We start from the raw sequence: 13,360 nt of genomic DNA on the forward strand, positions 1-13,360 counted from the left end.
AGCGCCCCTGGGCGCTTTTTTTATATTTGTTATAATGTGTACTTACGTTTCATTGTATTTGTGTAATACAGCCTGGAGCTCTGACACAAGCTGATTAATATATTTCATATCTTTTTCGCCTTTTTGCAATAAGGCGCTGTCTAAATTTTTCGCAGCTGAAGCTATTTCCTCTAAGGCGAACATTTGTGCTGCACCTAATATTCGGTGGCTATCTTTTTGCAAAGCGTCAAAGTCTTCACTTAGAAAATGCTGTGTAATATTTTCGCTTTCTAAACCAAAACTTTGTTTAAAACTTATTACTAAATCACTGATATCTATCTCACTTGGTACATTAGGTTCATCCGAATGAACTTGATCTAAATTTTCTGACAAGGTTTTATAAAATAAGTCTTTATCCAATGGCTTTGCAAGGTATCCGTTAAACCCTAATGTAAGGTAGTCGTCAATTTCGTGACTCATTGCATTTGCAGTGAGCGCAAAAATTGGCCGTTGAAAACCACATTTTTTCAATAGCTCAAAGGCCGCTCGTCCATCCATTATAGGCATTTGAATGTCGAGCAATACAAGATCTGGGTATTCTTGTAAGCAACGCTCTACAGCTTGCTCACCGTTTTCTACCGCAATTACATCAAGCCCTAATGAACGCAAGTAACGGCTAATAAACCTACGGTTATCTGCATGATCCTCTGCAAGCAGGACAGTACCGCTTAGTTGCACTTTATTTTGCTCTATTTGCCCAATATCGCTTTGATCACTAGAAACTTGCGCACAAGGTAAAAAGAACGAAAATTGACTTCCTTTTTTATATTCACTTTGCACGCTAATATACCCACCCATCATAGAAGCGAGCTGCTGCGATAAACTAAGCCCCAAACCTGTACCACCAAAACGTCGGCTAATACTGTTATCTGCTTGGCTAAAGTATTCAAAAATGAGCTTTAATTGTGATGAGTTCATACCTATACCGGTATCTTTAACAATCAGTACAATACCCTGCTCTGTTTTATTTAATGCAATTAATACCTGCCCTGATTGGGTAAACTTAATAGCATTGGCACACAAATTAATGAGAATTTGTTTTACTCGCATTATATCAAGGCGGGTGTAAAACTCATCGCCCACCTTATTTTCAAGCACAAGCCTGAGATTTTTTGCTTTTGCCTGAGGGTTAAACATTGCGTGCACATCGTTAACCAGTTGAACCATGTCAAAACAAGAAACATTAAGCTCTAACCTATTCGCTTCTATTTTACTTAAATCAAGTACATCGTTGATCAAACTTTTTAAATGGTTACTATGCCGCTGAATAATAGCTAACTCATCTTTTAGCTGTTCAGGCTCGTATAAACCATTCATTAAGTCGTCTGTTTGTCCGAGAATCGCCGTTAATGGTGTTCTTATTTCATGGCTAACATTAGCCAAAAATTGACTTTTAACATCATTAGCTGCTCTTAACTCTTGGGCAACAGCTTGAAGCTCTGCTGTGCGTTGCGCCACTTGCTCAGCTAAATATTGCTTTGCCCGTTTTTCTGCGCCGCGTCGGTATAAAGCAACCCCTGTCACTATGACTAAAAATAACAGTACAAAAATAAACACCGTTAACTGCGAACGCTGATGCATTTTTAGTTCTTGTAATTTACGGTCTTGTTTCAGCTCTTTAATTTCTTGATTTAATTGTGTGGCTTTAAACTGTCTTTCTAATACTGCTAGGGCTTTAACAATAGATTCACTTCTTAATTTGCGTAGTTCGTTATTGTACTTTTCATGCAACTGCATTGCATTTTCGTAGTTTCCCCTGCTCGCTTCAATCAAAGCATGGGTGCCAAGTCCATCTCGCATAATGCGATCATTACTATGCTCTTCAAGTAATTCAAAAACGCGTTCAATATTCGTTTTTGCCTCATCTAACATCCCTCTAACAAGCTGGACTTTTGCGAGAGTTTGCAGTGCAGTGAGCTCTAAGTTTTTATTATCAATTTTAAGTGAATACTCTATCGCTAGTTGCGCTTGCTCATAAGCTAGTTCCACTTTATTAAGAATGATATTGACGTTTGCAAGGTTAGTGTACTGAGTCGCTAACTTATTTACATTATTGACAGATAAGTAATAACGGGTTGCTAATTGGTAGTAATGCATCGCTAAATCTAGCTGGTTGCTTTCAAAATAAACCACCCCCATATTGTTATGCACCAAAGCAATACCCAAATTATCATCTAACTTACGAAAAATTTTTAACACATCTTGATAAATACTCATGGCATTTTCATAACGAGATAAGCGTATATAAACGCCTGCTATATTAAGTAAAATATCGCTTTTATCTTGTTCACTGCCTACTTTTTCGTAAATCTCTTTTGCTTTTAGGTAGTAATCAAGCGTTGCTACTAATTTATGCATATTAAAATAAGCTAAACCAATATTATTCAATAAATTTGCTTGTTCTAATGGTTGGTTATTAATTTTTGCAATATCAAGTGCACGCTTATATTGAGTAATTGCTTGTTTAAATAAGCCTTGATAAAAAAGTGCAACACCTTGCATTTTAATTGCACGAAAGTGCTCGCTAGGAAGAAGTGATCCAGAAGTTTCTTGCTCTAATAATTTAAAGTAATTAAAAGCATCGCTAAAGTGGCCGCTCGACAGCGCAGTATCGGCAAGGCCTGCATATATTACAGCACGACTTTGAGCTGTAATACGTTGGTTATTAAGTAAAGCGTTACCTAATTCACGCTTTGCATCCCATTGTTGTTGTTGTTTAAACTCTTCTAATAATGGTTCTGATTGTTGAGCATAACTTGGCAAATAGAACAAACTGCATACAATGAATAAGAGGCACTTGAGCTTGCCATGCATAATTTTAATCCTTCAAATTGTTACGTGTAACAATGTAATCTGTACTGAAGATACACTAAATACTAGGACCTAAACAATGCTTAACCCACTGATTGACCGAATATTTGACTTAATATTAACCCAAAAAGTGTGGCAAGTTCATATCCTAGCAGCTGAGCTTATTAATTGTGGCGCAATTAAGCCACTTGATAAAAACCCTGAACGTGATTTATTTAAGCGTAATTTTTTAATTATGAATGCATTGTATCAACTACAGGAACAACTTCACCCTAAAAGCCTCTTAATATCAACACTTCATATAGAACTTATTGAAACAGACATAGAAAGCCCTTCAACGGTTAAATCAAACTTAAAAGATTATTATTTAGACTGGGGGAATTACGAAGCAAGCGAAGAGCAAATTAATGAGCTACTCACAAGTTTTTGGCAAAAGTTTAAGAGGGTAAATAGCGCGCCAGCTTTAGCAGAAGATCACTTTGACGCACTGTTGGCAAAGTGGCAGCTAACAAATGATTTTTCACTTAAAGAATTACAAAAACGTTGGCGACAGCTTGCACTGGCGAACCACCCAGACAAACCTACTGGCTGCGAGAATGCATTTAAGCAAATAAAAGTAGAGTACGAGCAGCTTAAACCGGCTGCTCGCTCATAAATTGATTAACGCGTTAGGCGACGAGCACGAATTTTGCGCCCTTTTATATTACCTTCGGTTAATTTACGAAGTGCCGGTTTAGACGCATTACGTTCAACAGCTACAAATGCGACGTTATCAAGAACATTAATTTTACCTACTTGACGCCCAGCAATACCGTCTTTACCTGTTAACGCACCTAAAATATCACCTGCACGCACTTTTTGCTTTTTACCTGAATCTATCATCAGAGTGACCATTTCTGGTTTGTACGGTGGTTTGTCCAACAAATTATATGAAGGCATTGGCTCTGGCTCAAAGTCGCGCTCATAGTGATCACCAATTTGCGCTACTTTAAATTGCTCTGCATCACCATAAATTGAGCAAGCAATTCCTTTTTTACCCGCGCGGCCTGTTCGCCCAACTCGGTGAACGTGCGTTTGCGGGTCATGCGCTAAATGGTAGTTGATTACCATGTCCATATCGTCAATATCTAAACCACGTGCGGCAACGTCTGTCGCGACTAAAATAGACGCACTTTTATTAGCAAAATGAATCAGAGTGCGCTCACGGTCACGTTGTTCTAAATCACCATGCAATGCCACGGCGCTGAAACCTTCATCGGCTAAATCGTCGCACACTTGCTGCGTTTCTACCTTGGTGTTACAAAACACAACACAACTTTGTGGTGTAAATTTAAGTAATAGTAACTTAAGTGTTGGATAGCGTTGTTTATTGTTATCCATTTTGTAGAAGTATTGTTTTATTGTGCTTTTTTCTTGCTCTTCTTCTACTTTAATCATTTCTGGGTTACTAAGTACACGCTTTGCTATCGCTTCGATTGCGCGTGGAAAAGTAGCACTAAACAAAAGCGTTTGGCGGTTTTGTGGAATACATTCAATAATCGCATCAAGGGTATCTTGAAAGCCCATATCAAGCATTTGATCGGCTTCGTCTAGTACTAATGTTTCTACATCGTCTAACCGTAAAGTCCCTTTGCGAATATGGTCATCTACACGCCCTGGTGTACCAACAATGATGTGTGCACCGTGTTCAAGCGACCCAATTTGCGGCCCAATTGATACACCACCACATAGCGTTAATATTTTAATATTATGGATACCACGCGCAAGCTTACGCATTTCAACAGCCACTTGTTCAGCAAGTTCACGTGTTGGACATAAAACTAGCGATTGAATTCTAAAACGTTTTACGTTTAATTTAGCAAGCACACCTAAACTAAACGCAGCCGTTTTACCTGAGCCGGTTTTTGCCTGAGCAATGATGTCTTTACCTTCAAGTACAGGTGGCAAACTTTGCGCCTGTACAGGTGTCATGTGGGCGTAGCCAAGCGTCGATAAATTATCAACAAGTCCAGCTGGTAAAGCCAAAGATGAAAAAGCAGTTGAAGTCACAGTAAATTCCATAGCAGTAAAAATAACGCAGGATAAAGTCCCACTAAATATGCCGCTAATAATAGCAGAATTCGTTATTGGCAACCATTAGCAAACACATTATAAAACATTGTTAATAAAAACACATTGCAAATGATATTTATTTTCATTAAGATTGCGCTTCACTTTTTATTTAAATAATGAGCTGGAAGCATCAAATGAAACTGAGTTCACTTTACATCGCACTATTAGCAACAATAACAACAAACACATATGCAAACTCTACCGACCTTGAACATATTGAAGTCAAAGGAAGTTTCTTTAATGACTACAAAGTAGATAACGCAAATGGTGCAATGAGAACATCAACTTCATTACTCGACACTGCTCAATCAGTGACTGTAATTAGCGATATTATTATTAACGAACAACTTGCGACAACACTAGGTGAAGTACTTTCAAACGATGCAAGCTTAACGGCTGGTTCTAAACAACGTAACCGTGAAGTATTTAACTTACGTGGTTTTGAACTTAGCTCATCAACGGGTTACTTACGCGATGGTCATCAGCACTGGTCGCACTATCAACAACCCATTGAAATTTTACAGCAAGTAGAAGTTATTAAAGGTCCATCGAGCATTTTATATGGTCAATCAGGCCCTGGCGGACTAATTAATATGGTCACTAAAAAGCCAACAGCACAAACTTTGTTCAATGCCAGTGCAGATGTAGATCAACACGGTTCAACGCGGTTTATGCTTGATGCTAGCGGAGCATTAACGGATGCAGAAGATTTACGTGCACGCGGTATTTTAGTTAAGCAAGATGTTGATTACTGGCGCGAATACCAAAATGGTGAAAACCGCGAGCGTGACCGCTTTTTAGGTGCATTTATTGTTGATTACGACATTAGTGACAATGCCTTAGTGCGTGTGCATTACGACCGCACAGACGACGAAGCAGGTTTAGACACCGGCGCATGGATAGACGACAACGCAAACGTTATTGGCGACGATAAAACTATTCGCGATATGTCTTGGGCGTTTACCGACATAACGGTAGAAAATGCGGGCATAGATTTTAAAGTGTTTTTAAACGATAACTGGCAAGTAAAACTTGGTTATAACGAACAAACATTTGAGCGCCAACGTTTTGAGTCAGCGCCACGTAAGCCGGGTAATTTTGTTGAAGGCGACAGCTATGAGTCTCGCCCGTACGACCGATTCGACGACTGGCAATTTAAAACAGCATTTATCGACTTCATTGGTGAATTTGAAACAGCCGGTGTTCATCATCAATTATTAATTGGTGCTAACTCACTTGATTATTATTATGGCCAGCGTCGCACCTCAGCTGATTCATTTAATTTTATAGCAGGCCAAGCAGAACCAAGTCGCCCAACTGTCAGTTACAAAACTGACGACACTATTAGCAAAACAGAATACGACTATTACGGTATTTATGTGCAAGACTTAATCACGTTTTCGCCACAATGGCAGCTATCGCTTGGTGGTCGCTACGATAAGCAAACACGTGAAGATGCAAATAATGAATCGTTTGTGCCAAAAGTAGGTGTTCTTTATCACCCTAATGCATCAGCTACCATATACGCGAGTTACTCTGAAGGCTTTGAGCCTCAAGGAAGCGATACTCTTGTAAACGAAGACGATATAAATAATGGTATGAAGCTTGACGCCGTTACCTCTGAGCAAAAAGAAATTGGCGTTAAGTGGCAATTGTTTGATGATCGTTTAATGCTAAGTGGTGCGCTTTTTGACATTAGTAAAAATGGCACACTAGTTACAGAAACACTTGATGTACCAGTGGGTGATTTAATCTCTGAAACAAACCAAATTGGTGAACAGCGCCACAAAGGCGTTGAACTAACAGCGCAAGGTGCGGCAACTGACCGTTTATTCGTAATGGCATCGACTATGTATTTAGATGCAAATTACGAGCGTGACGAAGATTTAGAAGGCAAGCGCCCTACCGATGCCCCTAAATGGTCTGCATCGCTTTGGACTCGTTACGAATTAAACGACGCGATTGCATTTAATGCGGGTGCATTTTACGAAGGTGAGCGCTTTGCAGATAGTGCCAACACGATTACTAAAGATGCCTACACACGCGTAGATGTAGGTGCAACTTACAAACTTAAAGTAAGCAAAACCGATGTTAACTTACGCCTAAACATAGAAAACTTATTTGATGAAGATTATCTAGCCGGTGGCGGAACAAATAACGTAACAATAGGTGAAGGTACTAACGTAAGACTGGCTGCCCAGTTTAGCTTTTAATTAAGCGCTTTAATTACCAGCCCGCGCTTAAAATACGCGGGCTTTTTGCGCTTTAAAGCCGCTCATTCATCTCATTCTATTTTTTTACGTCTTTATTACATGTTTTAATAGCCGCAATTTCAAACAAGGCTAATTACCATGAAAAACCTCATCACCGCGCTACTGCTTACCAGTAGCATGGCAGCCACTGCCAGCAGCAACGAATTTACACCAAAGCAATTACAACAAGTAGATGAAGTGCGTACCACTGCACTTAATAGCCACCTAAGCTATGAGCTATTAGAGTCACTAACAACAGAAGTTGGCCCGCGCTTACCAGGCACCGAAAACGACAAAAAAGCCGTTGCATGGGCGCAAGCTAAATTTAAAGAACTCGGTTTTGACAAGGTATGGCTTGAAGAGGCGACGTTCCCAGAGTGGCGCCGCTACAGCGAAAGTGGAAAAATATTAACGCCTAGCGAACAACCCCTTCATTTAACCGCGCTAGGTAATAGCATAAGCACACCCAAAGAAGGTATTAGCGCACCCATTGAATTATTCGAAACACTTGATGAGCTAAAAGCTGCACCGGCTAATAGCTTAATGGGTAAAATTGCTTACATTAATTACCGAATGAATCGCGATATAGACGGCAATGGTTATGGACCCGCTGTTAAAGCACGTGCCACTGGAGCAATTGAAGCATCTAAAAAAGGGGCTGTGGCCTACATGATGCGCTCAGTAAGTACAGGTCATCACCGTTTTGCCCACACTGGCGGTAGTTATTACAAAGAAGGTGTTAAAAAAATACCTAATGTAACCATTGCCAACCCCGATGCAGATCAAATTGCTCGCTTAGTCGCTTTAGGTAAAGATGTATCGGTAAATATAAATGTACAAACCGAAAACCTTGGCGAAGGCACTAGTTACAATGTTATAGGCCAATTTAACGGGACTGAAACCCCTGAACAATACGTATTAATTGGCGGACATTTAGACTCATGGGATTTAGGCACGGGCGCACTTGATGACGGCGCCGGCGTTGCATTAACTATGGCGGCAGCTAAACATATTAGCGATGTAAAACGCCCTAAACGCAGTATTCGCGTTGTCCTTTTTGCCGCTGAAGAGCTTGGTTTATGGGGTGCTAAAGCTTACTTTGCGAAACATAAAAACGATTTACACAATATTGTTGCTGCCGCAGAGTCTGATTTTGGCGCTGATGTAGTTTACGGTTTTGAATCAAATGTAGATGCAGCGTCACTGCCTGTAGTGCGCGCTATCGCGAAAGAACTTGCCCCTTTAAATGTTGAGTACATTGGTAAAAACCAAGCTAACGGCGGACCTGATCTCATTCCATTTAAAAATGCAGTCTCGGCACCTATTTTTGAGCTAGCCCAAGATGGTACAGACTACTTTGATTATCACCACACTGCTGACGACACGCTTGATAAAGTAACGCCAGCAAAGCTTCGTCAAAATACAGCAACCTATGCGGTATTTGCACTTATGGCAGCAGACGCAAAAACAACAATTAAACCAAAAGTAACAACAAAAGAGTAACAGACATACTTACTTACAGTTTGCTGCTTTAAAAAATATGCCCCTTGATTTACTTTAATAGAAATTAAAACTCGGGGCATTATTGCATGCTGCTTTTCAACACCAGTCAGTCCTTTCCTCACTTTTCACAAACGCAGTGCTGCCCAAACTGCCAAAGCGATAGCTATCACTTAGTAAACCATAGCCGTTACTTACGTTTTACGATTATTCCTGTCGTACCGTTAAAGCTAAACTACAAGCGCGAATGCTACCAATGTGGGCATAACGAAGCCATTAATTTAAAAAAGCTCCCCTTAATTGAAAAACTAAGCCTGCCAAAATACGGGGTTGGCTTAATTTTATTATTGTGGGTAATGGTGTATTTTTTTCAACAATACACCGACAACCAAGCACTCAAATACAGCTACTTAAATAACCCACAGGCATTTGATACATACTTAGTTCACGCCGATAAATTTACTCACGAACCATGGACGCTAACAAATTTAAAAGTGGCCCAAGTGCTAAGCTTTGACGAGCAATTTATTACTTTTCAAGTAAGCAACTATAGCTATAAACGCAACCGAGGCATAACCACGGCAATGCGCACCAGCTTATTAGTGCAACGCGATTATTTTTCAACAAGCACAATTACCTTACCGCGTGATGAGGTAAAGCGCTTATATGACAGTGACGTGATTTACGATGTACTACGCCCACACGCTAATAGCTTGTATGGTGGGTTTGTGATGTTTCCGCCTAAACCTAAGCCTTTATACAAAGGTTTAAAACTAGATAAAAATAACCAGCAAGGCATTATGTACTTTAAAGATGGGCAATTTGAAAAAGCCTTAGAGAGCTTTAAACTTGCTGCAGAGTCAGGCTCTCAATGGGGTCAGCTTAACCTTGCGCAAATGTACCGAGACGGGCAAGGTGCAGGCAAAAACACACAACAAGCTATTTACTGGTATAAAAAAGCAATTGCTCAAGGTAATAGTAAAGCAGCTTACGAGCTTGAGCAGTTGTGTAAATTTATAACGTGCGAATAAGTTATGTAGGGCAGAAAACGCTGCTCTACTTGTTTGTCTTAAATAACCTTGTATAAGCTACATGAAAAAGCACAATGACCAGCCCGGCAACAACGCCTAACAACCCATCAAAAATAAGCGGAGCTAATACCTCACCTATATTGCCTAACATTGATTGCGCATAGCCAATCATATTAAGTTGTGTGTGGTGCAGTAACTCAATACCATGAGATAAAATACCCCCACCCACCAAAAACATAGCAACAGTACCTGCAAACGCTAAAAATTGCATAAGTCGCGGTGCTGCTGCAAGTAAGCCTTTACCTATAAACTCTTTAACCGTACTGCCAGAGACTTTAGATTGATTCACCAAATACAAGCCTGCATCATCAAGTTTTACAATGGCAGCCACAAGTCCGTAAACACCAATAGTCATAACAATGGCTATTACACAAAGCACTAAAGATTGATTAAGCAATGTTTGACCTGCAACAGTGCCGAGCGTAATAACAATAATTTCAGCCGATAGAATAAAGTCCGTTCGTATCGCGCCTTTTACTTTTTGCTTTTCATATTCAACTAAATCAGGCGCTTCGTCGCTATCGGCAATATCATCGTGATGAGGTAAAAATCGCGAAAATACTTTTTCAGCCCCTTCAAAACATAAAAACAAACCACCTAAAATTAAAAGTGGTGTAATTAGCCATGGCAGCCAAACGCTGATCATTAAAGCTGCTGGGACAAGTATGGCTTTATTTAAAAATGACCCTTTTGCTACCGCCCATACAACAGGTAGCTCTCTGTCGGCTGACACACCCGTTACTTGCTGTGCATTGAGTGCTAAGTCGTCTCCTAAAACACCCGCCGTTTTTTTTGTCGCAATTTTACTCATGGTTGCAATGTCATCGAGTAAAGCCGTTATATCATCTAATAATGTTAAAAGATTAGTGCCTGCCATTGTGCTTCCTAAGGTCTGTTGTTCTTTAAAGGTTAATTTGCAGTAGCCTGTTTGGTTCTTCCTAGGGGCTACTTACTCTTTGTTGCTCGGCTTTTACTTAGTCCACTAGGTTACAAACCTCGCGCTGCGATTAAATAGCCCCTAGTGTGAACAAATTTCAATCCGAAAAGATCAACAGACCCTATCTAATAAATAATTTAATCAACATAACGTAAAGCTCGTCTTTCACCAACGGTTAATTTTGCTCTGTTATTCTGAAATAGAATAGCCGGTGAAAAATAAAGGAAGGGGAAATGAAAGCAACAATCGTTTTAGTAGTTTATTTACTGTGTTTAATAGGGTGCAATGACAAAACAACAACCACACACTATGTATGCAATGATAATAAAGCCGTGCTTAATGTCTTAGCAAACGAAAAAGCAGCACTCACTTTTAAAAATAAAACCTATCATCTTACGCATGAAAAAAGCGCCTCTGGTAATAAATACATTAGTAACAAAGTCCTTTTTTGGGGGAAAGGCACTAAAGCTATGCTTATAATTTCAGGGAATAAACACCTTTGCAGCACAAGATAACAACCCACTAACAACATATTAAAAAACTTGCTACACTAACAAAAGTCTTAATTTTGTTGATGAAGTTATGCGTTCTATTGCCATTAAACATAAAATAATTTTAGCCTTTTCTGCCATTGGCTTACTAATGCTTATTAGTAGCTTATTTTTTTACTGGTCCTTAAATAAAATAAGCACCACAACTTCACGTATAGAAAACCTTGCCGTACCAGCCCAACAAGTAAGTAAAGACTTAAGGCTATCGCTTCTTTCTATTACTAAATTCAATGCTCTAGCTTATAGCCAAACAAAACCTGATTTATTACTGACCAATAAAAAAGAAGCTCTTAGCGAGCAACAAGAATTCAGTAATATGCTCAATGCACTTAAGCCGCAATTAACGGGTCAGCAAAACATGCAAACTTTGCTAGTTGGCGCTTCAAAAAACTTTGAGCAACTAAGCAAAACAAGCGCAAACATGTTTAATGCCAAAGAACAGCGTTTTAGTGCGCAGTCGGCTGCCGCTCTATTAATTACAGAGTTTGGTGTTGAGCTCAGCAATCTCAGTAATGGCTTACTCGATATAGAACTCATAGAGGTCAGTGCAAAGCAGCAATCTTTACTCAGCTCTGTATTTGGTACTGCAACACGCATAGACGACTTACTATTTAATTTAAGCAACAATATTAAAAGTATTACGCAAACTACCAGTGTTAGCGACTTAAATGATCATCAACAAGATACCCAATTTTTACTTGATAACATCCAGCCAAACTTTGTGTATTTAGAACAGCAAGCCACTCCCTTTGGTGACAATTTAAACGCGGCTCAATTCACCGAGCAATTTAATAACTTAAGATCACGATTGAATGGACCCGACGGTATTTACGCTCAGCAAAATAAAGCGCTTAAAAACACCCAAATGGCACAGCAAAGTTTTGAGCGCTTTCAACAAGAATTTATAGACACAGAAAGCCAATTATTACAGCTTAACAAGCTAGCTGACGAGCGTTTTCAAACACTGCAAAACAGTGCCAAATCGGCAATTAATATGGGCTCTAGCTCTGTTGTTATAATTGCGATTGTACTTATTGGATTACTTATTGTTATTTCAATATTTACAACCAATGCTATGCTAAAACCGCTTAAAAAAGTAAATAGCGATTTAGCACGTATTGCCTCGGGTGATTTTTCCAAACGCAGCCAACCGCGTAGCAAAGATGAGTTTGGCACTTTACTTAACAACATTAATAAGCTTAGTGACGATTTATCACACCTTATAAAAGCAATTAGTAATGATGCCCACGAGCTTGATAAATCGGCCATTCAAACAAGTGAAAAAGGTCAACAAATGACCATTGTTGCTCAGCAACAATTAGAACGAAGCGCACAAGCCACAGACCTTGCACATAGCATGTTAAATAATTCGCAAGCGGTTTATGAGCAGGCCGATAATGCATCTAACGAGATCACAAACGCCTCTCAGTTTGCAAACGACGTCAACCAAATAGCTAACGACAACAGTTTAAGTATTGAAGCACTCTTAAATCGACTCGATAAAGCGGTAAGTAGCACAGAAGAGCTGGCTGAGTTTACAGATTTAATAGGCGCAATTGTAAACACTATTAGCAGCATTGCAGAGCAAACTAATCTACTTGCATTAAATGCAGCAATAGAAGCGGCAAGAGCCGGAGAAAATGGCCGAGGCTTCGCGGTGGTTGCTGACGAGGTTCGCTCATTAGCGGCACGCACACAAAGCTCCACAAGTGAAATTCATACTATGATTCAAACGCTGCAACAACACACAAAAACGACGCAAAAAGAAATTAACGATGGCCAACAACAAGCTAAACAGTGTGTTGAAAACAGTGCTGAACTAAATAAAGCGGTTGAGCGTATAAAAGGAACATTACTTTCAATTAACCACATGAGTGAGCAAATTGCTACGGCTTCTCATGAACAGTTAACAAACAGTGATGATATTCAAAAAATAATGGCTAAGGTGACCGAACAAGCCACTTTAAATGCCAATAACGCAACCACCCTAGCAAGCGAAAGTGAAGATGTAAATCAACTTGCACACTCTTTAACAAGTGCCGTAGAGCGCTTTAAGTTTTAAGTGCA

General features: G+C 39.6%; 9 protein-coding genes. 6 read left to right on the top strand and 3 right to left on the bottom strand.

The annotated features are described in order from the left end of the window. Positions 1 to 42: 42 nt before the first annotated feature. Positions 43 to 2,853 carry a tetratricopeptide repeat-containing hybrid sensor histidine kinase/response regulator gene (locus tag ATS72_RS10810; protein WP_058430090.1) on the bottom strand — a complete coding sequence of 937 codons (2,811 nt, stop codon included), beginning with the start codon at positions 2,851 to 2,853 and terminating at the stop codon, positions 43 to 45. A 76-nt stretch (positions 2,854 to 2,929) separates the two neighbouring features. On the opposite strand from ATS72_RS10810, the gene ATS72_RS10815 reads away from it, so the two are divergent. Continuing rightward, complete coding sequence (locus tag ATS72_RS10815; RefSeq protein ID WP_058430089.1) at positions 2,930 to 3,505, top strand: DNA-J related domain-containing protein; 576 nt, start codon at positions 2,930 to 2,932, stop codon at positions 3,503 to 3,505. 5 nt (positions 3,506 to 3,510) lie between these two features. On the opposite strand, the gene dbpA is transcribed toward ATS72_RS10815, so the two are convergent. Continuing rightward, positions 3,511 to 4,899: an ATP-dependent RNA helicase DbpA gene (dbpA, locus tag ATS72_RS10820; RefSeq protein WP_033019133.1), complete on the bottom strand. Its 1,389-nt coding sequence runs from the start codon at positions 4,897 to 4,899 to the stop codon at positions 3,511 to 3,513. Positions 4,900 to 5,096: 197 nt separating this feature from the next. Between dbpA and ATS72_RS10825 the strand changes: the two genes are divergently transcribed. From ATS72_RS10825 to ATS72_RS10835, 3 genes are all read left to right on the top strand, one after another. Beyond that, positions 5,097 to 7,175, top strand: coding sequence for a TonB-dependent siderophore receptor (locus ATS72_RS10825; protein WP_058430088.1), 2,079 nt, complete (start codon positions 5,097 to 5,099; stop codon positions 7,173 to 7,175). 138 nt (positions 7,176 to 7,313) lie between these two features. Further along, positions 7,314 to 8,717: a M20/M25/M40 family metallo-hydrolase gene (locus tag ATS72_RS10830; RefSeq protein ID WP_058430087.1), complete on the top strand. Its 1,404-nt coding sequence runs from the start codon at positions 7,314 to 7,316 to the stop codon at positions 8,715 to 8,717. Positions 8,718 to 8,803: 86 nt separating this feature from the next. Next, positions 8,804 to 9,745, top strand: a complete 942-nt coding sequence (locus ATS72_RS10835; protein ID WP_058430086.1) for a tetratricopeptide repeat protein — start codon at positions 8,804 to 8,806, stop codon at positions 9,743 to 9,745. Positions 9,746 to 9,770: 25 nt separating this feature from the next. On the opposite strand, the gene ATS72_RS10840 is transcribed toward ATS72_RS10835, so the two are convergent. Beyond that, entirely contained in the window at positions 9,771 to 10,682 is a 912-nt protein-coding gene (locus ATS72_RS10840; protein ID WP_058430085.1) for a DUF808 domain-containing protein, read from the bottom strand. 293 nt (positions 10,683 to 10,975) lie between these two features. Here ATS72_RS10840 and ATS72_RS10845 point away from each other — a divergent pair, with 293 nt between their 5' ends. Continuing rightward, on the top strand, positions 10,976 to 11,257 hold the full coding sequence (locus ATS72_RS10845; protein ID WP_058430084.1) for an MliC family protein: 282 nt from the start codon (positions 10,976 to 10,978) through the stop codon (positions 11,255 to 11,257). Positions 11,258 to 11,324: 67 nt separating this feature from the next. Further along, on the top strand, positions 11,325 to 13,355 hold the full coding sequence (locus tag ATS72_RS10850) for a methyl-accepting chemotaxis protein (protein WP_058430083.1): 2,031 nt from the start codon (positions 11,325 to 11,327) through the stop codon (positions 13,353 to 13,355). Positions 13,356 to 13,360: the final 5 nt, after the last annotated feature.

It is taken from the genome of Pseudoalteromonas sp. 13-15 (assembly GCF_001468205.2).
GTDB lineage: Bacteria > Pseudomonadota > Gammaproteobacteria > Enterobacterales > Alteromonadaceae > Pseudoalteromonas > Pseudoalteromonas marina.